Raw genomic sequence first — 25,808 nt, 5'->3', positions numbered from 1 at the left:
CGTGCAGCAGTCAGTTTTCAGGGCAACGAATAGTTGCCGTGTTGTGCCCCTTCATTCCAGGGGTTTTTCATGAAAACAGTTCTTCTTGCTTCGACCTTCCTGTTTGCCGTTGCAGGCAGCGCCCTTGCTGCCGATGTGGTTGCCCGCGAGCCGGCGCCCGCGGCAGCGCCCGCAGGTTTTGTCTGGACCGGCGGCTATGTCGGCCTGCATGGCGGCTACGCCTGGCTCAATGGCACGGTCGATGTCGCTACGGCCGAACGGCCCTTCGATATCGATGGCTTCGACAACGGGCTGCTGGGTGTCCACGCAGGCTACAATTGGCAGCTCAATGGCAACTTCATCGCTGGCGTCGAGGCCGACATCTCGCACAGCTGGACCAAGCGTGACCTGGTCGTCCGCGTCAGCCTTCCCGATTTCCCGCCGATGAACGTGCCCGTCGAAGCCGGGACCGATTGGCAGGGCAGCGCGCGCCTGCGTGCCGGCTACGCGATGGACCGCACGCTGCTTTTCGCAACCGGCGGCGTGGGCTTCGCCAACACCTACGTGAAGATGCAGGCATACGACGAAAGCAAGACGTTCCTCGGCTGGACCGTGGGCGCCGGCATCGAGCATGCGTTCACCGACAACTGGATCGGCCGCTTCGAATACCGCTATGCCGACTTCGGGTCCGAGACGTTTCCTGGAGACGTCAAGATCGATCTCAAGGAGCACACAGTGCGCGCCGGCATCAGCTACAAGTTCTGACCGGCACTGCTTGCAAAACAAAGCCCGGCCTCGCGCCGGGCGCCCGCATCGACAAGGCCGTCGGCTTTCACTCGTTTGGCAGTGCCCGCACGAACTCGACGCCGTCGATGACGAGCAGGCGGGGCTCGGGGGCGGCGGCGATGCGCTGGACGCCATCGCTGCAGGAAAATACCGGCCAGCCGCTGTCGGCGCACAGGATCTCGACGAACCAGTTGCCGAGTTGGTCGGTCAGACTGATGCGCAAGGCGCCGTCCTTGAGGCGCCGCGCATGTGAGCCGTTGGTTGCGGTCCACGTCCACGGCCCGCCGAGTGGCGGTCGGGAGAACATGACAAACGGATAGGTCCTGAGTGGCAGGTCTTCGTATTCGGCCGCCATGCGATAGCGCATCATCGCGGTGGTGTAGTCGGCGGCGATGGACGGCCAGCGCGCGTAAAGAAAGCCAACGCCATGCTGATGCGGATCGACCAGCAACTGCCGGGCACGGCTTTCGGCAGCATGAACCGCTGTGGCCATGGCAATGGCCGCGATGGCGGCAAGCAGCGTGGCGATGCGTCGCGACATGTGCCCGGGCCTTGGAGCCCGTCCCTGACCGGAACGAGCGCCAATTTTCTCGTTGGAGCGTGACCTTGCCCGAGAACCCGTTTCCCAGTTTTCGGGAAAGAATCAGTCGACGTCATTGTCGCCGCTTGCCGTAGCGGGATCAATGGCGGGATCAAATCCGCAGATTGATTGCCAGGGGTCAGAGAAAATTCGGGAAAATGAATCGACACAAAAAACCCGAGCGCCCAGTGCGCTCGGACATCAGGGCCGCCCAAAGCGCTCGGTGAAGCGTGCCAGCAGCCTGGCATCAACATCACCACCGCCCGAAAGCCGAGTGCTTTCGGGCTATCAATTCGGGGTTGCAGTCCGCCTTTTCGTCAGGCGGCGGTTCTCGTCCTGAAACGGGGTATGCTTGCCAGCAGCAGGTCCTTGTCACGCACGCCGCTACGATAAAGCTTGAGGAGCGTCCTCGCTATTTCGCTTGCCCATACCGAGCTCGGATCTTCGCCGCGTTCGTGGCAAATCTGGTCGAACACATGCTGAAGAAGCGCGAGATCCCTGGGATAAATCGGGGAGTTAGGCTGGGTGAAAAGTACGTGCTCCATAGTCTTCTCCCATATGGTGCTTGTTCTTTTGTCTTATGCTTTGCTGCTGAGTTTTTGCCTGCTTGCTGTCACGGTCAGCAAAGCTGATCGCGATCGACAACTAAATCCCCGCCTATGCCCGTGGGTATAGAACGAGGATAGAGTTCAGCATCGTCACGTATGTGGAAGCATCTGCCGCAGGCGATAGCATCGATATGCCTCCTTGAGGCAAAGGTTGCATGCTGGCGTGGGTCATTTCAGGGCGGAAATTCTGCTCTACAACCTGTGTGATGTCGAGTCACTCTGGGTTGCATCGGAGTTGCAAGCAAAGGTGCTGAAAACCTGGTGAAAGGACCCGCCGCGAGGGGGGCGGCGGGCCCTTTCTGAGCGTGGCTGAAAGGAAAAGACCACGCCCGATGTGCCTGGATGCAACTCTCCGGGGCGGGAAATGGTTCCGCGCAAGAGGCTTTGCCTTACATCCTGACATCGACCGTGATCGCAATCCTTTATCATTTGTTCACCATCAACTCCGCACCATTCACATGCGCAATGTATCGAGTGCGCGTCTTTGGCAACGCCCGGCGGGCTGCACAACCCTTCGCCCGCCGGTGCGCCTCAGGCCTGCCATGGCCTTTCCAACGCTGCCTGCATGACTTAGCCTGACGTCACCGTCCTGCCGGCCAGCCGGATGGCGGCACCGGACCGCGGGATCGAAGGAAAGGCACAAAAGCTTGGCTGAAATGACCATCATCGTTGAATTCGAGACACTGGACGGGGCGGAGGAGCAGTTCCTCGACCTGATCTCGGAACATGCCCGCGCCACGTTGCAGGAAGAGCCGGGCTGCCTGCGCTTCGAGGTCATCAAGCCGGTGGAGCGTGACGGCACGCCGATCGCCAACAAGGTGATGGTCAACGAGCTTTATGCCGACGACTCGGCGGTTGCTGCGCATGAGCGCAATCCGCGTATGTCGGATGTGCAGGCGGCACTCTCGCCCTTGCTCAAGTCGCGCCGGATGATCCGGGCCAGGTCGCTCGGCCTCGTCGATCCCAATGGCGGCATGCGGCCGGAAGAGCTCAACGCGGCCAATGACGATTAGCCGAGAGGTTTCGGACGCTCTTGAGGCTGCGACTGGCGGTTTCCTGGTCGTCCGCTTGTGACGCTGCGGAAAGTAAGTGCAGATTCGGCGGTAGCTTTTCGCAGCTTCTCATTTCGATTACATTTGAATCCGCTCATGTATGGCGCCGCGGCGTTAAGGTTAGTCAGTCGTTAATGCTTCTGCGGCAAGGTTTGTCGCGGCGGTCTGCGGGGGAGCAGCATCGCTCCATGCATGCAGGGCTGACGGATGCGGAAAATTCTGGGCTCGGACGTCAACGATCCGACCGGCGAGCCGGCCAATGAGCGGGGGCTGACGAACCAGGCTGGCGATGCGCGGGCCCGGGACGATCTCAGCCTGCCTTATGCCGATCTCGAACGCACCATCGATTCGATGAACATGGGCGTGGTGCTGGTTGATGCCGGCCTGAACGTGCAGTTCATCAACAGGGCCTTCTACGACATCTGGAAGCTGACCGTCGGCCAGGTCGCCATGGGCTGCCCGTTCAGGGCCCTGATGGACATCAACCGCTATAGCGGGGTCTACGCCATTCCCGACGGCGACTGGGAAAGCTACGTCGCCTTGCGCGAGTCCGAGATCTCGGCCGGCGATGTCGCGCCGCGCGAATTCCGCCGCGCCGACGGCTGCACCATGATCTATTCGGTCACGGCCCTTTCCGGCGGCAAGCGGTTGGTTTCGTACTACGACGTCAGCGAGATGAAGCGGCGCGAGGTCGAAGCCGTCGAGGCCCGCCACCGGCTGGCCGAAGTGCTGGAATCGCTGCCGGCGGGCGTCATCATCTACGACCGCGACGACCGTTTCGTGCTTGCCAACCGCAAGCTCAAGAGCGCGTTGCCGGCGCTCAGCGGCGTCTTGACCGAGGGCCACACACTGCGCGACAGCATGGTGCTGGCGCAGCGCTCGGGCTACTTCCGCGACACCAGCGACGAAGATCTCGATGACCTGTATGACGCCGATCCCGAAGCCTGGGTCGAGGGCATGGTCGAGCGCTATCACACCAGCCAGGCGGTGCGGGAACGGCGCAATCCCGACGGGCGCTGGTACCAGATCTTTGACCAGCGGCTGGCCGACGGAACCTTCATCGGCGTGCGCGTCGACATCACCGAACTCAAGCAGCGCGAGCGCGCGCTGCAGGACTCGATGCGCGAGAACGAGGTGTTCCGCAGCCTGATCGACAATGTTCCGGTGTCGATCTACGCCAAGCACGCCGACCTCAGGCTGATGTATGTCAACCAGGGCTGGTGCGAGCTGACCGGCTATTCCAAAGAGGAAGCCATCGGCAAGACCGACCTGGAGATCTTCGGCGCCGAAGGCGAGCCCTTCATGGAGGCCGACCGCGAGGTCATGCGTAGCGGCACGACGGTGGAGATCGAAGAGACGGCGACAAGCGCCGACGGGATGGTGCGCCATCAGTTCGCACGCAAGGGCGCGATGGTGGCGTCCGACGGCTCGCTTTACCTGATCGGCTCGACCACCGACATCACCGAGCTCAAGCAGCGCGAGACGGAGCTTGAGGAAGCGCAGCGCCGGGCCGTGCTGGCCGACCGCGCCAAGTCGGAGTTCCTCGCCAATATGAGCCATGAAATCCGCACGCCGATGAACGGCGTGCTCGGCATGGCCGAGCTTCTGGCGAAGTCCGATCTCGATCCGAAGCAGAAAACCTTCACCGACATCATCGTCAAGTCAGGCAATGCGCTGCTGACGATCATCAACGACATCCTCGATTTCTCGAAGATCGATGCCGGCCAGCTGGTGCTCGACCCGATCCCGTTCAACCTGTCGGAGGCGATCGAGGACGTTGCCACGCTGATGTCGACGCGGGCCAAGGAGAAGGACCTCGAACTGATCGTCCGGATGCAGCCCGATCTCCGGCACCTCTATGTCGGCGACGTCGGCCGCATCAGGCAGATCATCACCAATTTGCTCGGCAATGCGGTGAAGTTCACCGATTCTGGCCATGTGCTCGTCGATGTGACTGGTCGCAGCGATGGCGAGGCCACCAAGCTGCACGTAGCCGTTACCGACACCGGCATCGGTATCCCCGAAGCCAAGCTCAAGCTGGTGTTCGAAAAGTTCAGCCAGGTCGATGCGTCGTCGACGCGCCGGCACGAAGGCACCGGCCTCGGCCTCGCCATTACCTCCCGGCTCGTCGACATGATGGGCGGCGAGATCGGCGTTGAAAGCGGCGAGGGCGCCGGCTCGACCTTCTGGTTCACGCTAACCCTGCCCAATGCGGGGCGGCTCGAAACGCGGCCGGCGGCGCTGATCGACGTGACCGGCGCGCGCGTGCTGATCGTCGACGACAACGCGGTCAACCGCACCATCCTGACCGAACAGATGCTGTCGTGGGGTTTCGATTCCTGCGCCGCGAAAAGCGGTGCCGAGGGCCTGCAGGTGCTGCAGGCCGCGCAGGCGATGGGCGTCAAAGTCGATTGCATCGTGCTCGACTACCAGATGCCCGGCATGACCGGCGCCGAGATGGCGCGGATCGTCAGGCAATCACCGACCCTGTCTGAAACGCCAATCGTCATGCTGACGTCGGTCGACCAGTCGCTTTCGGGGCCCGCGCACCGCGATCTCGCCATCGATGCCCAGCTGATCAAGCCGGCGCGCTCCTCGGCGCTGCTGGAGGCGCTCGTCGCGGCGATCCAGCGCAAGCGGGCGCCCAATCTCACGCCGGCGCAGATGGCCGATGCGCAGGTGCCGGCTAAACATGCCAGCAATCCGGCGCCCAGCGTCGCGCGCCTGCGTGGCGGCCAGCGGCCAGGCGGCGATGGCGGTCTCGACATTCTCGTTGCCGAAGACAACGAGGTGAACCAGATGGTGTTCAGCCAGATCCTTGCCGAGACCGAGCTCAGCTTCGAGATCGTCGGCAATGGCCGGCGCGCGGTCGCCGCCTATGGCGAGCGCCGTCCCAGGATGATCCTGATGGACGTGTCGATGCCCGAGATGAACGGGCTCGAGGCGACGAGCGAAATCCGCAAGCTCGAACGCGGCACGGGCATGCGCGTGCCAATCATCGGCGTCACCGCCCACGCCCTGAAAGGCGACAAGGAACGCTGCCTCGAAGCCGGCATGGACGACTACCTGCCCAAGCCGATCAGCCCGCGCGCGCTGCTCGAAAAGATCGAGCGCTGGTCGTGGCAGGACGAGGAGCGCCGCGGCGCCGTCTGACCCGAATCCGGGACACAGACCGGGCCGTATCTCAAAGACTGTGGAAATGTGACAGTTCCACACGCCAAAGGCCGGCCTGACGTTGGGTAGGCGGCTTGCATTCGTTGCCTGCCTGTAGTTTGCCTCGCGCCGGCAAAGGACCGAGGAAACGACCCCTTCAGCGCCAAGCACTGCAACCGTTACAGGGGTGACACGAAACTGTCATGCAACTGTAATAGAGGGGGGCTATTGGCTCACCGGGCGCCGAGGAATGGCGTCATACGAGATACTCCCACAGGAGCAGGCCCCAATGAAAAAAGCTCTTCTCACCGCGTCGGCTGCTGCCTTCGCGATCGCAGCCTCGGTAGGCTATGCCTCGGCCCGCGACCAGATCCAGGTTGCCGGTTCCTCGACCGTTCTGCCTTATGCCAAGATCGTCGCCGAGCAGTTCGGTGAAACCTTCACCAACTTCAAGACCCCGGTCGTTGAATCAGGCGGTTCGGGCGCCGGCATCAAGGAATTCTGCAAGGGCGTCGGCGAGAACACCATCGACATCGCCAACTCCTCGCGTCCGATGAAGAAGGACGAAGTGCAGTCCTGCGTCGACGCTGGCGTCAAGGAAATCCAGGAAGTGAAGATCGGCTATGACGGCATCGTCTTCGCAACCGACGTCAAGGGCCCGGACTGGGCGCTGACGCCTGAAGACGTCTACAAGGCGCTCGCCGCCAAGATCGCCGTTGACGGCAAGCTGGTCGACAACCCGAACACCAAGTGGAACCAGGTCAACCCGAACCTGCCCGACTGGGACATCGCCGCCTACATTCCGGGCGAAAAGCACGGCACCCGCGAAGTCTTCGAAGAGAAGCTGCTGATCGCCGGCTGCAAGAAGCTCGGCGGCGTTGAAGCCGGCAAGGCTGCGGGCCTCGACGACAAGGCCGCCGAAGCCGCGTGCAAGGCAGTGCGCAAGGACGGCAAGGCTGTCGACATCGACGGCGACTACTCCGAGACGCTCGCCCGCATCGACTCCAACAAGACCGGCGTCGGCGTGTTCGGCCTGGCCTTCTACGAAAACAACGCCGACAAGCTGAAGGTCGCCACCGTCGGCGGCATCACGCCTTCGGTCGAGACCATCGCCAAGGGCGAGTATCCGGTGTCGCGTCCGCTGTTCTTCTACGTCAAGAAGGCACATCTCGGCGTCGTTCCCGGCCTCAAGGAATATGTCGAGTTCTTCCTCGACGACCAGATGGTCGGCCCGGAAAGCCCGCTTGCCGAATACGGCCTGGTTGCCGCTCCGGACGCTGAGCGCGCTGCCCAGCGCGAAGCCTTCGGCGCCGGCAAGACCATGTAATTGAACTGCCAAGGGGCGGCGGAAAAAACTGCCGCCCCTTGGACTATTTCGCCGGCTGTTCCGTTCGGCACAATGATCTGAATCCACCGAGGCTGGCCCATGTCTTTCCTGCTTGTCTTCGCCATCGTACTTGCAATCGGACTGGCGGCCTTCGTGGCCGGCCGGCAAAGGGCGCGTTCGCAGGATGACGGAACGGTCAAGCCGCACTCGCGTGCGCATTACCACGGCTGGTGGGCGTTCCTGACGGGCGTTGTTCCGGCGGTATTGTTTCTCGCTGCGTGGGATATCGGCGCGAGCGCCTATCTTAACAGCCACATCCATTCGGCGCTGCCGGCCGACGTCGCCGACGGCACCGTCGCGCATGAAGATCTCGCCGCCGGCCTGGTCAAGAGCCTCGCCAGCGGCCTGCGCAAACTCGACAGCCAGACGCTTGGTGCATTGCCTTCGAGCTTTGCCGACCTGCAGCCGATGCTCGCCGCAAAGGGCGTGGCGCTGGCGCCCGACACGCAAGACTACATGATCCCGATCGCGACCGAGGCCAACCGTGTCTCCGATCGGCTCGGCATGATTTCCGCCGTCGTCTCGATCGGCCTCGCCTTGATCGGTGTCGGTTACGGCTTGAAGGGCATCAGCCCCCGCGCCAGGGCGCGCAACAATGTCGAGAAGGTGATGCTGTGGAGCCTGCTCGGCGCCTCGACGCTCGCCATCCTGACGACCATCGGCATCGTGCTGTCGATGCTGTTCCAGACCATCGCCTTCTTCGAGAAGGTGCCGCTGAGCAACTTCTTCTTCGGCACCGTGTGGGATCCGCGCTTCGCCGCTGCCGGCGCGGGCGCCAGCGAAGGCCAGTTCGGCCTGATCCCGCTGCTCGCCGGCACGCTCTACATCGCCTTCGTGGCGCTGCTCGTCGCCGTGCCGATCGGCCTGATGTCGGCGGTCTACATGTCGGAATACGCCGCTCCCAAGGTGCGCGCGGTGGTCAAGCCGGCGCTTGAACTGCTCGCCGGCATCCCGACCATCGTCTACGGTATCTTCGCGCTCGTCACCCTCGGACCCTTCCTGCGCGACATCAGCGCGGCCTTGACCGGCGGCACCCCGTTTATCCAGGCGCAGTCGATCCTGACCGCCGGCCTCGTGATGGGCGTGATGCTGATCCCGGTGGTCTCTTCCCTCTCCGACGATATCATCACCGCGGTGCCGCGCGCCATGCGTGACGGTTCGCTCGGCCTTGGCGCCACGCGCTCCGAAACGATCAAGCGCGTCATCCTCCCGGCCGCCTTGCCCGGCATCGTCGGCGCCATCCTGCTCACCGCTTCGCGCGCCATCGGCGAAACGATGATCGTGGTGCTGGCGGCTGGCGTTGCGGCCAACCTGACGCTCAATCCGTTCGAGGCGATGACCACCATCACCGTCAAGATCGTCAACCAGCTGACCGGCGACCTCGAGTTCAACACGCCGCAGACGCTTGTTGCCTTCGCGCTCGGCATCACGCTCTTCGCGCTGACCTTGGTGATGAACATCGTCGCGCTTTACATCGTCCGGAAGTACCGGGAGCAATACGAATGACCGATATTTCGCTCGACACGCTGACCACGTCGGCTGCCCGACCACGCCGCGACATCGGCATCAAGAAACGCTACGCCGCCGAACGCCGCTTCCGCCTTTACGGCGTGCTGGCGATTGCCGTTGGCCTGGCGTTCCTGGGTGTCATGCTGACCTCGATCATCTCCAAGGGCTACACTGCCTTCTGGCAGACGACGGTGACGCTGCCGATCAATTTCGACGAAAAGATCATCGACCCGTCCAACAAGCGGGCGACCGATCCGAACGTGCTGATCACGGCGAACTATCCCAAGATCGCCGAGGCTGCGCTGATCGAGAAGCTCGGCATCGACCCGAACGACAAGGCCGAGGTGCGCAAGCTCAAGGGCTTCCTGTCCGACAGTTCGCGTGTCCAGCTCCGGGCGATCGTCGCCGCCGACCCGTCGGTCATTGGCACGACGCGCAATGTCGACATCCTGGCTGCCGCCAATCTCGACTCGGCTTTCAAGGGCCAGATCGATCTCGAAGTGCCGGAAAGCCGCCGCAAGGTGTCCGACCAGCAGGTCGAGTGGATGAACAAGCTCAAGGCCGAAGGCGTGATGGCCGAGCACTTCAACACCGGACTGTTCAGCTACGGCGCATCGAGCCGGCCTGAAACCTCTGGTGTCGGCGTCGCTCTCATCGGCTCGTTCTACATGATGGTCATCGTGCTTTTGCTGGCGCTGCCGATCGGCGTCGCAGCCTCGATCTATCTCGAGGAATTCGCCAAGAAGAGCCGCTTCACCGACCTGATCGAAGTCAACATCAACAACCTCGCCGCCGTGCCGTCGATCGTCTTCGGTCTGCTCGGCCTTGCGGTGTTCATCAACTTCCTCGGCCTGCCGCGCTCGGCTTCCTTCGTCGGTGGCCTGGTGCTGACGCTGATGACGTTGCCGACGATCATCATCGCAACACGTGCCGCCCTGGCTGCCGTGCCGCCGTCGATCCGCTCGGCAGCGCTGGGTCTGGGTGCTTCGAAGATGCAGATGGTGTTCCAGCACATCCTGCCGCTGGCCGCACCCGGCATCCTGACCGGCACGATCATTGGCCTGGCGCGCGCGCTCGGCGAGACAGCGCCACTGCTTCTCATTGGCATGGTCGCCTTCGTTGCCGACTATCCCACGACGCCTTTCGATCCGGCGACGGCTTTGCCGGTGCAGATCTACATGTGGGCGAACGAGGCCGAACGCGCCTTCGTCGAACGCATGTCGGGTGCCATCATCATCCTTTTGATCTTCCTCATGGCCATGAACATCGTCGCCATCGTCCTGCGCCGCCGCTTCGAGCGCCGCTGGTAGGGCATGGACAAGGAGTATCCTGCTATGAACATCATGACCGAAAAATCCCTTGACGACGCGGTGAATGCTGAGATGAACGCCAGATCGAATGAAATCATCAAGATGCGCGGCGACAAGGTCACCGTGCACTATGGCGACAAGCAAGCGCTGTTCGGCGTCGATCTCGACGTTCGCCAGAACCAGGTGACAGCTCTGATCGGCCCGTCCGGCTGCGGCAAGTCGACTTTCCTGCGCTGCCTCAACCGCATGAACGACACCATCGACAGCGCCAGCGTCGGCGGCAAGATCACGCTCGACAACGAAGACATCTACGATCCCAAGATCGACGTCGTCGAGCTGCGCGCTCGTGTCGGCATGGTGTTCCAGAAGCCGAACCCATTCCCCAAGTCGATCTACGAAAACGTCGCCTACGGCCCGCGCATCCATGGCCTTGCCAAGAACAAGGCCGATCTCGACGTGATCGTCGAGAAGTCCCTGCAGAAGGCAGCCCTTTGGAACGAGGCCAAGGACCGTCTCAACGAGCCGGGCACCGGCCTGTCGGGCGGCCAGCAGCAGCGCCTGTGCATCGCACGTGCCATCGCCGTTGCGCCCGAGGTGATCCTGATGGACGAGCCGTGCTCGGCGCTCGATCCGATCGCCACCGCGAAGGTCGAGGAGCTTATCGACGAGTTGCGCGAGAACTACACCATCGTCATCGTGACGCACTCGATGCAGCAGGCAGCACGCGTGTCGCAGCGCACGGCGATGTTCCACCTCGGCTATCTCGTCGAGGAAGGCCCGACCGACAAGATGTTCACCAACCCCGACGACAAGCGGACGCAGGACTACATCACCGGCCGCTTCGGCTGAGTGAGCGTTTTCGCCGCGGTACACGAGACGAGGAAGAAATCATGGGCGAACATACAGTCCGGTCCTTCGACGAAGAACTCCAGCACGTCGACCAGCTCATCCGCGACATGGGCGATCTCGCCAGCGCGATGGTCGCCGGCGCCATTCGCGCGCTTTTGTCGTCCGACCAGTCGCTGGCGCAGAACGTGGTTGCTGACGACACCATCATGGACGCCAAGCAGCGGGACCTCGACAATTCGGCGATCACGCTGATCGCCAAGCGCCAGCCGATGGCGCAGGATCTGCGCGCGGTTGTCGGCGCCATCCGCATGGCCGGTGATCTCGAACGCATCGGCGACCTTGCCAAGAACATCGCCAAGCGCGTCGGCGCTGTCGGCCAGTCGGCGACACCGCGCAACCTGTCGCATTCGATCGACGCCATGGCACAGCTGGTGCTTGGCCAGGTCCGCGGCGTCGTCGACCTCTATGTCGCGCGCCAGGCCGAGGGCCTGAAGGAGCTGCGCGCCGACGACCAGAAGATCGACATCCAGTACACTGCGGTGTTCCGCGAACTCCTGACCTACATGATGGAAGATCCGCGCAACATCACCGCCTGCACGCATCTTCTGTTCTGCGCCAAGAACCTCGAGCGGATTGGCGATCACGTCACCAATATCGCCGAGAACGCCTACTTCGTGGTGACCGGCACGCAGCTGCCGCTGAACCGGCCGAAGGTCGACGAGACCACGGCGACGGTTCCGGCCTGAGCACTCCGCAACCGCATGCGTTTGGCGCGGGGGCGCTGCACAGGTTAAATCAGCGCATGGTCCGCAAGGGGCCATGCGCCAGGACAAGGTATCGCCGATGATCGCTCCCAAGATCATGGTCGTCGAAGATGAAGAGCCGCTGGGCGTGCTGCTTCGCTACAACCTCGAATCCGAAGGCTACCAGGTCGAGGTCGTCACGCGTGGCGACGAGGCCGAGATCAGGCTCCAGGAAAACGTGCCCGACCTTCTGGTTCTCGACTGGATGGTGCCGGCACTTTCCGGCATCGAACTGTGCCGCAGGCTTCGGATGAGGCCCGACACCGAGCGCCTGCCGATCATCATGCTGACGGCGCGCGGCGAGGAGAGCGACCGCGTGCGCGGGCTTTCGACGGGTGCCGACGACTATCTGGTCAAGCCGTTCTCGACGCCGGAGTTCATGGCACGGGTCAAGGCGCTGCTGCGCCGGGCCAAGCCCGAAGTGCTGTCGTCGGTGCTCAAGGTCGGCGACATCATGCTGGACCGCGAGTCGCACCGCGTCTACCGCAAGAAGAGCGAGATCAAGCTCGGCCCGACCGAGTTCCGCCTGCTCGAATTCATGATGCGGCATCCGGGCCGGGTGTTTTCGCGCAGCCAACTGCTCGACAATGTCTGGGGCGAGACGATCTACATCGACGAACGCACCGTCGACGTTCATGTCGGACGCCTGCGCAAGGCGGTCAACAACGGCCGCATGCCCGACGTGATCCGCACCATCCGCGGCGCCGGCTACGCCATCCGCGAGGATTAGGCGACATCCGCCTCGGCACGGCGCGGAGCGGTGCCGGCGGCGAAGATTTCCTGATCGACGGTAAGCAGGGCGCGCATCGTCGCGCCCTCGCGCTTGAGCGGAACCTCGTTGGGTTCGGTGTCGAACGAGATCGCCTTCGAGTGCAACCCGCCTGCCGTCTTGGCGATTGCACTGCGCACATGCGGCTCCATGATGTCGAAGGCAGTGGCGCCGACGCCGACGAAGGCGAGCGGGGCGGGGTCGAACAGGGCGAACATCGAACCGAGCCCGAAGCCGATGGCCTCACCGGCCTTGCGGAAGGCTTCGCGCTCGGGACCGTCATGGTCGCGGGCGGCATCGGCGAGTGCCCTGATGTCGTCGTCGGACAGGTCGGCCAGCGGCTCGGCGTTTTCGTCGCCGAGGCGAGCGTTGCGCCAGATGGCGTAGTTGCCGGCATAGGCTTCGATGCAGCCGCGGCGGCCGCATCGGCACAGCGCGCCATCAGGCCGATGAATCATGTGGCCGAATTCGGCGCCGGAGGACTGCGTGCCGGTGAACAGTTCGCCCTTGATGACCAGGCCCATGCCGATGCCGTGCGACAAAAGGATGGCGATGAAGTCGTCGCGATAGCGGACCGGGTCGCGCCAGCGCAGCGCTTCGGCGATCATGTTGCAGTCGTTTTCGACCGAGACCGGCACGCCGAACTCCTGCTCGAGCCGGTCGGCGAAGGGGATGTCGTCGTGCGGGGTGATCGGCGACCACAACAGCTTGCGCGAGGCGGCATCGGTGATGCCCTGCACCGCCATGGCGATGCGCAGGACGGCTCCGCCGGAAGCCGCGTCACTTTGGGTCAGTCGGCGGATCATGGCGACGCATTCGTCGATCAACGCTTCGGCGGACATATGCTGGGTCACCAGCCGCGTGGTTTCCTCGACGACCGTGTTGCCGGCATAGTCGATGACGGCGGCCGACAGGCTGTTGAGGGAAAGCACGACGGCAACGACCGACGCGGCCTTGGGCTCCAGCGTCAGGGCGACCTGGGGGCGGCCGCGCTTCATCGAAACCGGCTCGTTGCTCTTGGCTTCGGCGAGGATGCCTTCTGAAATGAGATCGGAGGAAATCGTCGAGATCGTCGAATGGCTGAGGCCGGTGGTGGCGGCGATTTCGGTGCGCGACGGCTGGCTGGCGCGGCGAACCGCGGATATAACCATGGCGCGGTTGCGCCGTCTCAGATCGTCGTGACGTATGCCGACCGACATGTGCTCGTCTTCCTCCCGGCGAAGCGCTGCCTTCTTAAGCGGCAGTCCCTTACGCGCCAAGTGATTGTGACAGAGCCAGTGCAAAATGTCTCTATTTATTTCGGGTTCCGAAAAAAATAAGGAGCGTAAGCGAAACCATGTTGACAGTGGCGGGCCGTTGCGTCACTATTTTTTCGAGGCTCGAAAAAAAGAGCTTCTCCAAGGGCTATCGCGAAGTAGGCGCGCCCGTTGGGCGCAGGGAGGAAATCATGAAAAAGTTTACCACCGCCATCCTGGCGGGTGTTGCCATGACTCTGTCGCTTTCGGCAGTGGCTTCGGCAAAGGACAAGGTCATCGGCGTGTCGTGGTCGAACTTCCAGGAAGAACGCTGGAAGACCGACGAAGCCGCCATGAAGGCCGCCATCGAGGCTGCCGGCGACAAGTACATCTCGGCTGACGCGCAGTCTTCGCCGGCCAAGCAGCTGACCGACGTCGAGAGCCTGATCTCGCAGGGCGCCAACGCCCTGATCATCCTGGCGCAGGATGCCTCGGCCATCGGACCGGCCGTCGACAAGGCTGTCGCCGAGGGCATTCCTGTCGTCGGCTACGACCGCCTGATCGAAAACAAGGACGCCTTCTACCTGACCTTCGACAACAAGGAAGTCGGCCGCATGCAGGCCAAGGGCGTGCTCGCCGCGAAGCCCGAAGGCAACTACGTCTTCATCAAGGGCAGCGGTGCCGATCCGAACGCCGACTTCCTGTTCGCCGGCCAGATGGAAGTGCTCAAGGAAGCCGTCGACGCCGGCAAGATCAAGAATGTCGGCGAGGCCTATACCGACGGCTGGCTGCCCGCCAATGCCCAGAAGAACATGGAGCAGTTCCTGACCGCCAACGACAACAAGATCGATGCGGTCGTGGCCTCGAACGACGGCGCCGCCGGCGGCGCGATCGCAGCGCTCCAGGCACAGGGCCTTGCCGGCTCGGTGCCGGTTTCGGGCCAGGACGGCGACCATGCCGCGCTGAACCGCATCGCACTCGGCACCCAGACCGTTTCGGTGTGGAAGGACGCGCGCGAACTCGGCAAGAACGCGGCCGAGATCGCCTCGCAGCTCGCCGACGGCAAGAAGATGGAAGAGATCGCCAACGTCACCAAGTTCAAGACGCCTGGCGGCCTCGAGCTGAACTCGGTGTTCCTGACGCCGGTTCCGATCACCAAGGACAACCTCAACGTCGTCATCGACGCCGGCTGGGTTGGCAAGGACGTCGTCTGCCAGGGCGTGGCAGCCGGCTCGGTCGCAGCCTGCAACTAAGATCGGCTTGATCCGATTGGTCAAACGCCGCGGCAATGCCGCGGCGTTTTTCAAAAGCGCCGCTTCATGACATGGCAGATTGACCCTATCATGCGCGCACCGGCTGCCGCGTAGACGGCCCCCGGTCGGGAGGTAACAATGACAGATACGACATCCAACGCGCCGACCGACCGTGCGCGAACGACGGAGCTTAGCCCGATCGGGCGCTTCCTCAGAGACACGGAAATCGATACCCGCATGCTCGGCATGGTTGGCGCGCTGCTGCTGATCTGGGTTGGGCTTCAGGTGATCTCGAGCCTGCGCCTTGGCGTCAATCCGCTCGATTTCGACAGCCGTACCTTCCTGACCTTCCGCAACCTATGGAACCTGTCGGTGCAGGCTTCTGCCGTAGCTATCATGGCTACCGGCATGGTTCTGGTCATCGTCATGCGCAACATCGACCTGTCGGTCGGCTCGGCAGAAGGCCTGATCGGGATGGTGATGGGGTTCGCCCAGGTGCATTTCCTGATCAAGGCCGTCGGTCTCGAACTTGGAAATCCGTGGATCTGGGCCTTGGCACTCGTCATCGGCATCGTACTTGGCTTGGTGATCGGCGGGCTGCAGGGCTTCGTCATCGCCTATATGGAGGTCCCTGCCTTCATCGTGACGCTGGGCGGACTGTTGATCTGGCGTGGCGCGGCATGGTGGGTCACCTCAGGCCAGACGATTGCGCCGCTCGATGCGAACTTCCAGCTCATGGGCGGTGGTCCGCAAGGTGCCATCGGCGCGATGTGGAGCTGGATCGTCGGCCTTGCCGCATGCCTTGCCGTGGTGCTCGCGCTGCTGAATGGTCGCCAGCAACGCAAGCGCTTCAAGTTCCCGCTGAGGCCGCTCTGGGCCGAGGCATTTCTCGGCACCATCACCTGCGGTGTGATCCTCGGTGCGGTCTGGATTGCCAACTCCTATCCCTGGCCCATCGGGATTGTACGCAAGTATGCCGAGGCCAACGGCATCACCATCCCCGAAGGCGGGCTGTTCATCGCCCATGGCATCGCCATCCCCGTGCTGATTGCGGTCGCCGTGGGCATCATCATGACCTTCGTCACCAACCGCACCCGCTTCGGCCGCTATGTGTTCGCCATCGGCGGCAACCCTGAAGCCGCCAACCTCGCCGGCATCAACACGCGCTGGATCACCATGAAGGTGTTCATGATCATGGGCGTGCTGGCGGCGATCAGCGCAGCGGTTTCGAGTGCCCGCCTGAACTCGGCCACCAACTCGCTCGGCACGCTGGACGAACTGCTGGTCATCGCGGCAGCGGTCATTGGCGGCACGTCGCTCGCTGGCGGTGCCGGCACAATTGCGGGCGCCATGCTCGGCGCGCTTTTGATGCAGTCGCTGCAGTCGGGCATGGTGCTGCTCGGCCTCGACACGCCGCTGCAGAACGTCGTCGTCGGCCTGGTGCTGGTCGTGGCCGTGTGGCTCGACACGCTCTACCGCAAGCGCGTCTAACGAAATCCGGGAGGCAAGATCATGGAACAGACCCGTATCCCGCTCGTCGACCTCAGGAACATCTCGATCGCCTTCGGCGGCATCCGCGCCGTCGATGACGCCTCGGTCGACCTCTATCCCGGCGAGGTGGTCGCACTTCTCGGCCACAACGGCGCCGGCAAGTCGACGCTGATCAAGATCCTGTCGGGTGCCTACAAGCGCGACGCAGGCTCGATCTTCGTTCGCGGCGAGGAGGCATCGATCTCCAATCCGCGCGACGCCAAGAAATACGGCATCGAGACGATCTACCAGACGCTGGCTTTGGCCGACAATGTCGACGCCGCTGCCAACCTCTTCCTCGGGCGCGAGATCATGACCGCCTACGGCACGCTCGACGACGTCGCCATGGAGGCCGAGGCGCGCAAGGTGATGGGCCGGCTCAACCCGCGCTTCCAGCGCTTCAAGGAGCCGGTGAGCAAGCTGTCGGGCGGCCAGAGGCAATCGGTGGCGATCGCGCGCGCCATCCTGTTCAACGCCCGCATCCTGATCATGGACGAACCGACGGCGGCACTCGGGCCGCAAGAGACGGCGCAGGTCGGCGAACTGGTCAAGCAGCTCAAGGCCGACGGCATCGGCATCTTCCTGATCAGCCACGACATCCATGACGTGTTCGATCTTGCCGACCGCGTCTGCGTGATGAAGAACGGCCAAGTGGTGGGCACGGCGCGTACCCAGGACGTGACCAAGGACGAGGTGCTCGGCATGATCATCCTCGGCAAATGCCCGCCCGGCGCCACACCCGGACCGGGTGCGATGCAGATCGCCGCCTGATCGACCAGCCATCGGCTTTGCCGGCTACGAATCTGGCTCAAAACATGATCGCGAAAAGCAGTTCCCACTTTTCGCGATCATGCTTTAATGAGTGGAGGGTGACGCGAGCCAGCCGGAATTGAAAAAATACTTCCCCACTTTGATATTCATAGCCGTCGCGCTGGTCAGCCTGACGATGGCGGCGCTCGTTTATTTTGCCACGGTCGAGGCGGCGCGCATCAAGTTCCAGTCGGTGGCCGACGATGCGCTCAACCGCATCGAGGGCAGGATGGAGTTCGACCTTGCCTTGCTGCATGCGACGCAAGCGATGTTTGCGGCCCAGAAGGGCAATCTCTCGCGCGACCAGTTTCGCAGTTATTTCGCTTCGCTCGATGCCGAGCGGAGTTTCCCGAGCCTGCGCGGCATCGGCTTTGTCAGGCTCATCGACAGTGGACAAAGCGACTCCATTACAGCCGAGCTGAAAGAAGGCTACGGCATCGACCGGCGACCTTTTCCTGATACAAACCTGCCATGGCGAACGCCGATCGTGCTGTTCGAGCCGATGAGCAAGGCCAGTCTAGACGCCATGGGCTTCGACATGGCGACCGACCCGCTGCGCCGCCCGGCGATCGAAGCGGCATTGGCGGCAAAAGGCGAGCCGCGGGCAACCGGCCGGGTGTTGCTCGGCCAGGGCGACAACGGCCCGCGCCAGCCGGGGATATTGGTGTTTTCGCGCGTCGACCGGCCCGATGGCGAGGGTACGGCGCCTGCGGGGTTCCTCTATGTTGCCTTCCGCACCTCCGAGCTGTTCCAGGCCGCACTCGGCAAGGCGCCGCTGCTGCCGGTTGTGGTCGAAGTGTTCGACGGCACGATGGGCGACGACACCTTGCTGTTCCGCTCGGAGGCGCCGCCCGACCCAAGCTATGGCCACGACTTCTCGGTGACGCGCGAGGCCGATGTCGCCGGCCGTAAGTGGACGATCAATTTCAGGCCGAGCACCGCTTTCGTGCCGCCATCGCCGCGCGCCGCGCCGTTGATGCTGGGGCTGTTCGGGCTGGTGCTGGCCGGCTCGATCGCGCTGGTTGCCCGTTACCAGCAGCGCGCCTACGAAGTGGCGGTACTGCTTCACGAAACGACGGAGAAGAGCCTTCTGGAGAAGGACCTGATGCTTCAGGAAATGAAGCATCGCATCAAGAACTCGATCGCCCGTGTGTTGGCGATGGCGCGGCAAACGGCGGCTCACTCCGAAAACATCGACGAATTCTCGGCGTCGTTTTCAGCGCGGCTTCAGGCGATGGCGTCGTCGCAGGACATGCTGACGCGTTCGCGCTGGCAAAAGGCGGATCTCGGCGAGTTGCTGCGCATCGAGCTCGGCCAGGTGTTCGGCAAGGAGCTCCCCGTGGACATGATGACCGGTCCTACGGTCGAACTCGACGAGACGACGACGCAGGCGCTTGGGCTGACCTTCCATGAGCTGGCGACCAACGCACTGAAGTATGGCGATGGCGACAATTCGGTTGGTGGGGTGAAGGTGAATTGGCGTGTAAGCGGCCAGGGCAAGCAGCGGCGGCTGCTCCTCAATTGGGCCGAACGCAACGCCAACGGCGTATCGGCACCTGAAAAGACCGGCTTCGGCACCAAGCTGATCGACATGAACATTACCCGCGAACTCGATGGCCAGATCGTGCGGCGCTATGCCGAAGACGGGCTGCGGGTGGAAATCGACATACCCTATCGCGGCTGAAAGCCTCGCGCAGGCATGAAAAAAGCCCGGCGCCGACCAAGGCCGACGCCGGGCTTTGTCTGGCAAACCGTGTTAGCGGCAGCGCGCCGTGTAGATCTGGCCGCGGCTGTTGCGGTATTCGCAGTAGCCATTGCGCAGGTTGCGAACCAGCAGGCCCGACGCAGCGCCTACGGCACCGCCGATGAGTGCACCGCGGCCGCCGCCGATGAGCGCGCCGGCAACAGCGCCGACACCCGTGCCGGTCGCGACGTCGCGCTCGGTCGTCGTGCAGCCTGAGATTGCAACGACGGCTGCAACGACAAGGATAAGCTTCTTCATGTGGTCAGTCCTCTCACTTTAACATCGCCCTGTGAATACTTAGCGTATTGGTCTGAAAATCGGAATCGTTTTTCCGCTCGCCGCATCAATTCAACGGCTTAGCGTATCCGCATGATGTCGGCTCCTTGGTATGAGGGGGGTGGGCGGATACGCTGCCCCATCAATGGAGATAAGCCGGCTTGCCGGTGGCCGTACCCGACGCCACAACGACGCTGGAAACGGTAAGAGACGCCTCGATGGTGCCATTGGGCAGGACATTCCAGGTCAGCTGGTCGTAATCGTCTTCAAGGGCTGGATCGACCTCCAGGCACTTGGCAAAAGTGCGGTTGCTGCTTGACCTGAACGCGCCGAGAACCTTCGGCAGTTCGGCCTGACATGCGTCATAGGCCTCGAACAGGGGCGCAGGCGCCGGAATCTCGCGGCAGCCCGACAAATCCTGGGAGCAGGAAACGACCAACAGAAATGCTGCGATGTGTTCCATGGCAAACCACCTCGGCCAAGAAACGGCGGGTGGCGGCTAAAAGTTCCATGGCGCGACGGAGCTGAACCGTTTGAATTTCGAATCGAGCTAATCCTGCTCCAGCTCGAAGTTCGCCTGGGGCATGACGAGGCGGTACTGCAGCTTGTCGACGCCGATTTCGAGTTCGGCGTTGCCGTTCAGCGCGGCCGGGACGACACGTTCGAGCGCGACACTGCCAAACCGCTTCTTGCGCATCGACGCATCCGCAACGGGATCGATTATCTCCGACCAGTGCAGGGCAATCTGCTCTTCGCCGTCGGGACCCTTTATCTTGCTGGCAGTCACCTCGACATGGCCGTCCACGCGCGAAAGCGCGCCATAACTCACCGAATTGACGGCCAGTTCGTGCACGGCAAGTCCGATATGCAGGGCGGCATTGGGATTGAGATACGGGTCTTCGCCCAGGATGCGCACGGCATGCTCGGTATCGTTGCTGTAGCGCTTGACCTGGCCGACAACCAGTTCGCGGAAGCCAGCGCCGCGCCAGTTGGACGAGGTGACCAGATCCTGCGACGAGGCGAGGGACTGGAGCCTCCCGCGGAAGCGCTCGAGGAAGATGTCGATGGAACCGGAATAGTGGCCAGTCTGGCTGGCGATGCTCTGGATGATGGCAAGCAGGTTCTTGGAACGGTGGCTGACCTCGCGCAGCAGCGCCTTCAGGGTCTGCTCGCGGCGCTTCTGCTCGGTGGTTTCGATGACGGTGACGACGACACCCTGGACCTGGCCGCCGGGGGATCGGTCGGCGTCGATGCAGACGTCGAACCAGCGCATGCCGGCGGAATTGTCGGCGATGCTGACCTCGAGCCCGTCCGAATTGCCTGTTGCAAGGACGTTCTTCTTGGCGGCCACGAGGCGATCGGCCTGCTGTTCGGGGAGAAAGCCGCCTTCGCCGGTCTGCTCTTCCAGGGCGCCTGCCCAAGGCGGCTGCAGATTGTGCGACCAGACCGTGTGGAGCGTGTGATCCTGGTAGAGCACGGCAATGCCCGCATTGCGGGAGGCATGGAGCAGGGCGACGTCGACCCGTTTACTCTGTCCCGCTGTGGGGGAATTGGCCATGCGACGAGAGCCTTTGCTCCGCTCATTGCGGTTCGGCCGAATGATTTCGGAAGAACCAGATGGGACCGCCGGGCAACGCTTCAATAGTGAGGCGCTACCCGGCGGCGCTGGATTCCGACTGAGGGGGCCGGCTTCCAGTCTCGGGTTGGTTCTTCATATTCCCGGTGTCATCAAGCGCGCCTGAACAGGCCCGCGATCAGTGAAATGACCAGGAACGCCAAGAAGATGAAGAACAAGATTTGCGCGATGCCGGCAGATGTTCCAGCGATGCCGCCGAAGCCGAGGGCGCCGGCAATAATCGCGACGACGAGGAATACTAGCGCCCAGTACAGCATGATCTATCTCCTTCAAATGATGAATGAAAAACGTACCGCCCCAAGGTTGGTTCCCTGGGGCGGTGCTAAAAAACCCTATGCAGCAGCCTTTGCCTGTCTGTCAAAGAACAAAGCCTGACTAATCAGCGCCTTGACCATATCGGGGTTGAACGGCTTGGTGACGAGGAACGCCGGCTCCGGGCGCTCGCCTGTCAACAGGCGTTCGGGAAAGGCAGTGATGAAGATCACGGGCAGCGGTGCCGAAGACAACATCTCGTTGACGGCGTCGATTCCGGAACTGCCATCGGCAAGCTGGATGTCGGCCAGGATCATCTTGGGCCGGGTCTTCTTGAACAGCGCGATGGCCTCGGCACGGGTGCGTGCCGTGCCGACGACACGATGGCCCAGGCTCTCCACCATCTCTTCGATGTCCATGGCGATGAGCGGTTCGTCCTCGATGATCAGGATGTCGGTTGCCACCTGACGCGAGATTTCGCCGCTCGCTTCCTGCAGGAGCCTTGTGAACTCATCCTGGTCGGCGTCGAGGACCTCGGCGGCTTCGGCTTCATTGAAGCCTTCGACGGCAACCAGAAGGAATGCCTGGCGCGGGCGCGGCGAAAGAGCGGAAAGATTGGCAGCGGCTCGCTTTTCCCAGCCGAGCGTTGGAGAATCCTGCGGCACGCGGATGGAGACTGAGGTGAAAAGGCGGGCAAAAATCTTGTAAAGCGCAATGCGGTCGTTGGAAGCGGATGGGAAAACATCGATATCGTCGATCAGTGCTTCGAGCATCGCGGCCACCAGCGCATCGCCGCTCTCCTGGGACCCCGCCACCGCGCGTGAGAAGCGGCGGAGATAGGGCAGGTGCGGGGCGATTCTCGTGGATAGTGTCATGATTGACGTCTCCCTCATTCGACGTTGCTGAAACTGTTGTGAAGCGACACACAACGCTTGGTTTGTGCAAAAGTTCCTCGTTTGTGGAACCTATCCGCATTTGAGGAGTTGGATGCAAAATTCGATAAACCAACAAGGTTGTTGCGCGCCGTTTGGGGCGGGACGTCCGACGGGGCAAAAGGGCAAAGACAAGCATATGACCAAGCAGACCAGTGGCGTAGCCAGCGCCGGGCCGAACCGTCGACGCGACGGGGAACCTCTTGGGGCAAATTCCGAAATAGGCCGCAAACTCAAACAATATTACGATGAGCTCGTGTCCGACGAGGTGCCGGATCGATTTGCCCAGCTGCTCAGCCAGCTGGAACAAGCCGAACCTGAGCAGCAGAAGGACTGACCGGGCATGGCAGCATCTCTCGGTTTCAAGGGCGACTTGCTCGCGACCATCCCTGGCCTGCGCGCTTTTGCCATGTCGCTGTCGCAGAACGCCGACAGGGCCGACGACCTGGTCCAGGAAACGCTTGTCAAGGCGTGGGACAAGCAGTCCAGCTTTCAGCCGGGCACCAACCTCAAGGCCTGGCTGTTCACCATCCTGCGCAACGAGTTCTATTCGCAGATGCGCAAGCGCGGACGCGAGGTGCAGGACAGCGAGGGTCTTTTGACAGCCCGCCTGGCCGTGCATCCGAGCCAGCACGGGCGACTCGATCTTGACGACTTCCGCAAGGCGCTGGAGCAATTGCCGGAAGACCAGCGCGAGGCGATCATCCTGATCGGCGCTTCGGGTTTTTCCTATGAGGAAGCGGCGGAGATCTGCGGCTGTGCTGTCGGCACCATCAAGAGCCGCGTCAGCCGCGCCCGCAACCGGCTGCAGGAGATACTCGATATCTCCGGCGAGGCCGATTACGGCCCCGACGCCATTGCCGCTCAGGTGATGGGATCAACTGTCGGCTGAACGCGCAGCCTTGCGGATGCTCTCGGCAACGGCCTCGATGAGGTCGGCGCCGGCATAGGGCTTGCTCACCAGGGCGACGCCCGGGAAGCCGGCAAAGATCTCGTCAAGCTGGTCGTAGCCGGAAGCAAAGACAAACGGCACGCCGGCAGCCTCGAGGGAGCGTGCGAAATCGAAAGTCGGCTCGCCGCCGAGCATGACGTCGATGATGGCGGCATCATAGGGCACTGCGACTTCGCGTGCTTCGCGAAGATTGCCGGCGATGGCGACTTCTCCGGCACCGTGGTCCCGGCAGAGCTGCTCGACATCGAGTGCAATCAGTGCCTCGTCTTCGAGCACGAGGATACGTAGTCCTGAAAGCGGGGTTGGCACGTCGCGGGGCACTCCATGAAATCGAAGCAGAACATGGCGGCAGTTGCGCTTGCTGTCATTTAAAAAAGACATGCCGCGGTCGAGTAGCAGGCATTGGCGCGCGGATGAGGAACCTTCGGTGGTCTCACGGCGTTGCCGGTCACATTCCTGGAGGGTTTCATGACGGCGCAGAGCATTCCAACCGACATGGCGCGGCAGGTTCCGTGCGAGAAGTGTCCGCTCAGGCCATTGCCGGCCTTCAGGCCATTCGACAAGGCGGAACTGGCTTTCGTCAGCAGCTTCAAGCGCGGCGAACTTGCGGTCGACAAGGGTGCGACGCTGCTTTCCGAAGGCAGCAACAGCGCGCATCTGTTTACTGTGCTGGCAGGATGGGGCTTTCGCTACAAGCTGCTCGAGGATGGCCGCCGCCAGATACTGAACTACGTGCTGCCCGGCGACATGATCGGCCTGCAGGGCACCCTGATGGGCGAGATGCAGCATTCGGTGGAAGCGCTGTCGCCGATGCTGTTGTGCATGTTCGAGCGCGACCGGCTGATGGACCTTTATCGCGACTATCCTGGCCTTGCCTACGACATCACCTGGATCGCGGCGCGCGAAGAGCGCATGCTCGATGAAAACCTGTTGAGCGTCGGGCGCCGCTCGGCACTGGAACGCGCGGCCTATCTTCTCGCCTTCATTGCCAGCCGCGCCCACAAGGTCGGCATGGACGGCAAGGGCGATGTCGAAATCCCGATCACCCAGCAGCACCTGGCCGACACGCTCGGGCTTTCGGTCGTCCACACCAACAAGACGATCCGCAAGTTGATGGACCGAAAGCTGGTGCAGTGGCGCGATGGCGGCTGCAAGGTACTCGACATTGAGGGGCTCATGGCGCTAGCGAACTGGAGCGGCCTCGACGAGGGTGTGCGACCACTGCTGTGAAACGCACCGATGCATGACCTCCCCGACATTTGCAGCCATGCCCCTAGCGCTCGTATTGCCGGTCGAGTTCGTCGACACCCCAGTTCACGCCGGGCAGCACGTTGCGGATGATGGCGTAGCCTACGAGCAAAGCGGGGATGGCGATGAAGCCGCCGATGGCACCCCACAGCCAGATCCAGAACGCCAGAGCGAGCAGCACGACGAAGGGGTTGAGCGTCATCGTCCTGCCGATGACCAGGGGCGTGACGAACTGGCCCTCGATGGTGTTGACGCCGAGATAGAGTGCGACCGGTAGCAGGCTCGCGCCCAAAGTGTCGAACTCGGTCAGGCCGACGGCAAACAGGATCGCGACCATGACCAGCGGGCCGACGAAGGGCACGAAATTGGTTACGATCGCCAGCGCGCCCCATAACGGCGCGGAGGGCACGCCGAGCAGGTAAAGGCCGATGCCGACGGTCAGGCCTTCGGCGAAGTTGATGACGGTGATCGACAGCAGATATTGCGAGACGAGCCTTTCGACGTCGCGGAAGATGTGGGCGACACGCCAGCGCAGGCGGCGGTTGAAGCACACCCTGAGGATGGCGGTACGTGTCTGGTAGCGCGTCGCGACAAAGAAGTAGAGGCTGGCGAAGAACAACAGCACCTGGGCAATGACGGCCGGGGCCAGCGTCGCCATCGTCTCTACGCCCATGCCTTCGTCGACAGAGACCGACACACCTTCGCCGCCGGTGACCTGGCGCAGCTGATCGCGCATGCTCTTGAAGGTTTCGAGTGGCCCCTTGAGGTCGGACAGCTGGGTGGCGAGCTGCGCCCAGATCTGCGGCAGGCGCTGAAGCCAGAAGCTGAGCGGAGAGCTGATCAGAAGCGCAAAGATGCCAACGGAGACGATGAACAGCAGAAAGACGATCGCCGCCGACAGTGCCGGCGGAACCTTGAAGCGTTCAAGCCGCGAGGCGAGCGGGCCGAGCATCAGGCCGATGACGACGCCGAGGCCGATGGGGGTGAGGATGAACTCGCCGGCGTGAAGGGCAAAGACGGTGACGACGATGCCGATGAAGATGATCGATACCTGGGCGCCGCGCGTAAGCAGGATCTCGAAATTGGATTTTGGCGGCAGGCGCACGGTCGGCGCCTTCTTGATGGTGCGGGACGGCATCGATGATTTTTCCAGCT

At 62.7% G+C, this 25,808-nt stretch carries 26 protein-coding genes; 16 read left to right on the top strand and 10 right to left on the bottom strand.

Going from position 1 to position 25,808, the window contains the following annotated elements; genetic code table 11:
* Window positions 1-69: 69 nt before the first annotated feature.
* Window positions 70-744, top strand: a complete 675-nt coding sequence (locus J1C56_RS18155) for an outer membrane protein (RefSeq protein WP_214391472.1) — start codon at window positions 70-72, stop codon at window positions 742-744.
* 67 nt (window positions 745-811) lie between these two features.
* Here J1C56_RS18155 and J1C56_RS18150 read toward each other — a convergent pair whose 3' ends face one another.
* Both J1C56_RS18150 and J1C56_RS18145 read right to left on the bottom strand, forming a co-directional pair.
* Window positions 812-1,306, bottom strand: a complete 495-nt coding sequence (locus J1C56_RS18150; RefSeq protein ID WP_214391471.1) for a hypothetical protein — start codon at window positions 1,304-1,306, stop codon at window positions 812-814.
* A 356-nt stretch (window positions 1,307-1,662) separates the two neighbouring features.
* Window positions 1,663-1,890: a hypothetical protein gene (locus tag J1C56_RS18145; protein ID WP_184772479.1), complete on the bottom strand. Its 228-nt coding sequence runs from the start codon at window positions 1,888-1,890 to the stop codon at window positions 1,663-1,665.
* Window positions 1,891-2,609: 719 nt separating this feature from the next.
* Here J1C56_RS18145 and J1C56_RS18140 point away from each other — a divergent pair.
* From J1C56_RS18140 to phoB, 8 genes are all read left to right on the top strand, one after another.
* Window positions 2,610-2,966: a putative quinol monooxygenase gene (locus J1C56_RS18140; RefSeq protein ID WP_214391827.1), complete on the top strand. Its 357-nt coding sequence runs from the start codon at window positions 2,610-2,612 to the stop codon at window positions 2,964-2,966.
* Between the two features lie 246 nt (window positions 2,967-3,212).
* Entirely contained in the window at window positions 3,213-6,158 is a 2,946-nt protein-coding gene (locus J1C56_RS18135; RefSeq protein ID WP_214391470.1) for a response regulator, read from the top strand.
* Between the two features lie 289 nt (window positions 6,159-6,447).
* On the top strand, window positions 6,448-7,485 hold the full coding sequence (locus J1C56_RS18130) for a PstS family phosphate ABC transporter substrate-binding protein (protein WP_214391469.1): 1,038 nt from the start codon (window positions 6,448-6,450) through the stop codon (window positions 7,483-7,485).
* 99 nt (window positions 7,486-7,584) lie between these two features.
* Window positions 7,585-9,051, top strand: coding sequence for a phosphate ABC transporter permease subunit PstC (gene pstC / locus J1C56_RS18125; protein WP_214391468.1), 1,467 nt, complete (start codon window positions 7,585-7,587; stop codon window positions 9,049-9,051).
* The gene (pstA, locus tag J1C56_RS18120; protein ID WP_214391467.1) at window positions 9,048-10,364 is read left to right on the top strand and encodes a phosphate ABC transporter permease PstA; all 1,317 of its coding nucleotides are present in this window, start codon (window positions 9,048-9,050) and stop codon (window positions 10,362-10,364) included. Before pstC ends, pstA begins: the two co-directional genes overlap by 4 nt.
* Before the next feature lie 24 nt (window positions 10,365-10,388).
* Window positions 10,389-11,213, top strand: coding sequence for a phosphate ABC transporter ATP-binding protein PstB (gene pstB / locus J1C56_RS18115; protein ID WP_214391466.1), 825 nt, complete (start codon window positions 10,389-10,391; stop codon window positions 11,211-11,213).
* A 41-nt stretch (window positions 11,214-11,254) separates the two neighbouring features.
* Window positions 11,255-11,959, top strand: coding sequence for a phosphate signaling complex protein PhoU (phoU, locus tag J1C56_RS18110; protein WP_214391465.1), 705 nt, complete (start codon window positions 11,255-11,257; stop codon window positions 11,957-11,959).
* A 97-nt stretch (window positions 11,960-12,056) separates the two neighbouring features.
* A complete protein-coding gene (gene phoB, locus J1C56_RS18105; RefSeq protein WP_214391826.1) occupies window positions 12,057-12,746 on the top strand; it encodes a phosphate regulon transcriptional regulator PhoB in 690 nt (229 codons plus the stop codon).
* Here phoB and J1C56_RS18100 read toward each other — a convergent pair.
* On the bottom strand, window positions 12,743-13,984 hold the full coding sequence (locus J1C56_RS18100; RefSeq protein ID WP_214391464.1) for an ROK family protein: 1,242 nt from the start codon (window positions 13,982-13,984) through the stop codon (window positions 12,743-12,745). The genes phoB and J1C56_RS18100 overlap by 4 nt on opposite strands.
* A gap of 248 nt (window positions 13,985-14,232) precedes the next feature.
* On the opposite strand from J1C56_RS18100, the gene xylF reads away from it, so the two are divergent.
* The 4 genes from xylF (at window position 14,233) to J1C56_RS18080 (ending at window position 19,297) form a co-directional block, all read left to right on the top strand.
* Window positions 14,233-15,273, top strand: a complete 1,041-nt coding sequence (gene xylF, locus J1C56_RS18095) for a D-xylose ABC transporter substrate-binding protein (protein ID WP_214391463.1) — start codon at window positions 14,233-14,235, stop codon at window positions 15,271-15,273.
* Window positions 15,274-15,411: 138 nt separating this feature from the next.
* Entirely contained in the window at window positions 15,412-16,764 is a 1,353-nt protein-coding gene (locus tag J1C56_RS18090; protein WP_214391462.1) for a sugar ABC transporter permease, read from the top strand.
* A 21-nt stretch (window positions 16,765-16,785) separates the two neighbouring features.
* On the top strand, window positions 16,786-17,574 hold the full coding sequence (locus tag J1C56_RS18085; protein ID WP_214391461.1) for an ATP-binding cassette domain-containing protein: 789 nt from the start codon (window positions 16,786-16,788) through the stop codon (window positions 17,572-17,574).
* A 118-nt stretch (window positions 17,575-17,692) separates the two neighbouring features.
* Complete coding sequence (locus J1C56_RS18080) at window positions 17,693-19,297, top strand: CHASE domain-containing protein (protein WP_214391460.1); 1,605 nt, start codon at window positions 17,693-17,695, stop codon at window positions 19,295-19,297.
* Window positions 19,298-19,369: 72 nt separating this feature from the next.
* Here the strand turns inward: J1C56_RS18080 and J1C56_RS18075 are convergent, their stop codons facing one another.
* The 5 genes from J1C56_RS18075 to J1C56_RS18055 all read right to left on the bottom strand — a co-directional run bounded on the left by J1C56_RS18075 (window position 19,370) and on the right by J1C56_RS18055 (window position 22,396).
* Window positions 19,370-19,615, bottom strand: coding sequence for a YMGG-like glycine zipper-containing protein (locus J1C56_RS18075; protein WP_067957313.1), 246 nt, complete (start codon window positions 19,613-19,615; stop codon window positions 19,370-19,372).
* Between the two features lie 160 nt (window positions 19,616-19,775).
* A complete protein-coding gene (locus J1C56_RS18070) occupies window positions 19,776-20,096 on the bottom strand; it encodes a hypothetical protein (protein ID WP_214391459.1) in 321 nt (106 codons plus the stop codon).
* Between the two features lie 87 nt (window positions 20,097-20,183).
* Window positions 20,184-21,191 (bottom strand): sensor histidine kinase, encoded by a 1,008-nt coding sequence (locus tag J1C56_RS18065; protein WP_214391458.1) that lies wholly within the window; start codon window positions 21,189-21,191, stop codon window positions 20,184-20,186.
* A gap of 170 nt (window positions 21,192-21,361) precedes the next feature.
* Complete coding sequence (locus J1C56_RS18060) at window positions 21,362-21,526, bottom strand: DUF1328 domain-containing protein (RefSeq protein ID WP_018429836.1); 165 nt, start codon at window positions 21,524-21,526, stop codon at window positions 21,362-21,364.
* Between the two features lie 75 nt (window positions 21,527-21,601).
* Window positions 21,602-22,396: a response regulator gene (locus J1C56_RS18055; protein ID WP_214391457.1), complete on the bottom strand. Its 795-nt coding sequence runs from the start codon at window positions 22,394-22,396 to the stop codon at window positions 21,602-21,604.
* 196 nt (window positions 22,397-22,592) lie between these two features.
* Here J1C56_RS18055 and J1C56_RS18050 point away from each other — a divergent pair, with 196 nt between their 5' ends.
* Complete coding sequence (locus J1C56_RS18050) at window positions 22,593-22,790, top strand: NepR family anti-sigma factor (protein WP_214391456.1); 198 nt, start codon at window positions 22,593-22,595, stop codon at window positions 22,788-22,790.
* A 6-nt stretch (window positions 22,791-22,796) separates the two neighbouring features.
* Window positions 22,797-23,345: a sigma-70 family RNA polymerase sigma factor gene (locus J1C56_RS18045; protein ID WP_115730560.1), complete on the top strand. Its 549-nt coding sequence runs from the start codon at window positions 22,797-22,799 to the stop codon at window positions 23,343-23,345.
* Here the strand turns inward: J1C56_RS18045 and J1C56_RS18040 are convergent.
* Window positions 23,331-23,714, bottom strand: a complete 384-nt coding sequence (locus J1C56_RS18040) for a response regulator (RefSeq protein ID WP_214391455.1) — start codon at window positions 23,712-23,714, stop codon at window positions 23,331-23,333. The two genes, J1C56_RS18045 and J1C56_RS18040, sit on opposite strands and share 15 nt — an antisense overlap.
* Before the next feature lie 159 nt (window positions 23,715-23,873).
* Between J1C56_RS18040 and J1C56_RS18035 the strand changes: the two genes are divergently transcribed.
* Window positions 23,874-24,635 carry a Crp/Fnr family transcriptional regulator gene (locus J1C56_RS18035; protein WP_214391454.1) on the top strand — a complete coding sequence of 254 codons (762 nt, stop codon included), beginning with the start codon at window positions 23,874-23,876 and terminating at the stop codon, window positions 24,633-24,635.
* Between the two features lie 43 nt (window positions 24,636-24,678).
* On the opposite strand, the gene J1C56_RS18030 is transcribed toward J1C56_RS18035, so the two are convergent.
* Window positions 24,679-25,791, bottom strand: a complete 1,113-nt coding sequence (locus J1C56_RS18030; RefSeq protein WP_214391453.1) for an AI-2E family transporter — start codon at window positions 25,789-25,791, stop codon at window positions 24,679-24,681.
* Between the last annotated feature and the right edge of the window lie 17 nt (window positions 25,792-25,808).

Source organism: Aminobacter anthyllidis (genome assembly GCF_018555685.1).
Taxonomy (GTDB): domain Bacteria; phylum Pseudomonadota; class Alphaproteobacteria; order Rhizobiales; family Rhizobiaceae; genus Aminobacter; species Aminobacter anthyllidis.
This window is presented reverse-complemented; position numbering and strand designations above follow the sequence as displayed.

Coding starts and splice junctions, on each gene's coding strand:
- J1C56_RS18130 (WP_214391469.1), top strand. CDS start 6,448: ATGAAAAAAGCTCTTCTCACCGCGTCGGCTGCTGCCTTCGCGATCGCA.
- J1C56_RS18070 (WP_214391459.1), bottom strand. CDS start 20,096: ATGGAACACATCGCAGCATTTCTGTTGGTCGTTTCCTGCTCCCAGGAT.
- J1C56_RS18090 (WP_214391462.1), top strand. CDS start 15,412: ATGACAGATACGACATCCAACGCGCCGACCGACCGTGCGCGAACGACG.
- J1C56_RS18060 (WP_018429836.1), bottom strand. CDS start 21,526: ATGCTGTACTGGGCGCTAGTATTCCTCGTCGTCGCGATTATTGCCGGC.
- pstB (WP_214391466.1), top strand. CDS start 10,389: ATGAACATCATGACCGAAAAATCCCTTGACGACGCGGTGAATGCTGAG.
- pstA (WP_214391467.1), top strand. CDS start 9,048: ATGACCGATATTTCGCTCGACACGCTGACCACGTCGGCTGCCCGACCA.
- J1C56_RS18140 (WP_214391827.1), top strand. CDS start 2,610: ATGACCATCATCGTTGAATTCGAGACACTGGACGGGGCGGAGGAGCAG.
- phoB (WP_214391826.1), top strand. CDS start 12,057: ATGATCGCTCCCAAGATCATGGTCGTCGAAGATGAAGAGCCGCTGGGC.
- J1C56_RS18100 (WP_214391464.1), bottom strand. CDS start 13,984: ATGTCGGTCGGCATACGTCACGACGATCTGAGACGGCGCAACCGCGCC.
- J1C56_RS18055 (WP_214391457.1), bottom strand. CDS start 22,396: ATGACACTATCCACGAGAATCGCCCCGCACCTGCCCTATCTCCGCCGC.
- phoU (WP_214391465.1), top strand. CDS start 11,255: ATGGGCGAACATACAGTCCGGTCCTTCGACGAAGAACTCCAGCACGTC.
- J1C56_RS18150 (WP_214391471.1), bottom strand. CDS start 1,306: ATGTCGCGACGCATCGCCACGCTGCTTGCCGCCATCGCGGCCATTGCC.
- J1C56_RS18045 (WP_115730560.1), top strand. CDS start 22,797: ATGGCAGCATCTCTCGGTTTCAAGGGCGACTTGCTCGCGACCATCCCT.
- J1C56_RS18035 (WP_214391454.1), top strand. CDS start 23,874: ATGACGGCGCAGAGCATTCCAACCGACATGGCGCGGCAGGTTCCGTGC.
- J1C56_RS18065 (WP_214391458.1), bottom strand. CDS start 21,191: ATGGCCAATTCCCCCACAGCGGGACAGAGTAAACGGGTCGACGTCGCC.
- xylF (WP_214391463.1), top strand. CDS start 14,233: ATGAAAAAGTTTACCACCGCCATCCTGGCGGGTGTTGCCATGACTCTG.
- J1C56_RS18155 (WP_214391472.1), top strand. CDS start 70: ATGAAAACAGTTCTTCTTGCTTCGACCTTCCTGTTTGCCGTTGCAGGC.
- J1C56_RS18135 (WP_214391470.1), top strand. CDS start 3,213: ATGCGGAAAATTCTGGGCTCGGACGTCAACGATCCGACCGGCGAGCCG.
- J1C56_RS18075 (WP_067957313.1), bottom strand. CDS start 19,615: ATGAAGAAGCTTATCCTTGTCGTTGCAGCCGTCGTTGCAATCTCAGGC.
- J1C56_RS18030 (WP_214391453.1), bottom strand. CDS start 25,791: ATGCCGTCCCGCACCATCAAGAAGGCGCCGACCGTGCGCCTGCCGCCA.
- J1C56_RS18085 (WP_214391461.1), top strand. CDS start 16,786: ATGGAACAGACCCGTATCCCGCTCGTCGACCTCAGGAACATCTCGATC.
- pstC (WP_214391468.1), top strand. CDS start 7,585: ATGTCTTTCCTGCTTGTCTTCGCCATCGTACTTGCAATCGGACTGGCG.
- J1C56_RS18145 (WP_184772479.1), bottom strand. CDS start 1,890: ATGGAGCACGTACTTTTCACCCAGCCTAACTCCCCGATTTATCCCAGG.
- J1C56_RS18050 (WP_214391456.1), top strand. CDS start 22,593: ATGACCAAGCAGACCAGTGGCGTAGCCAGCGCCGGGCCGAACCGTCGA.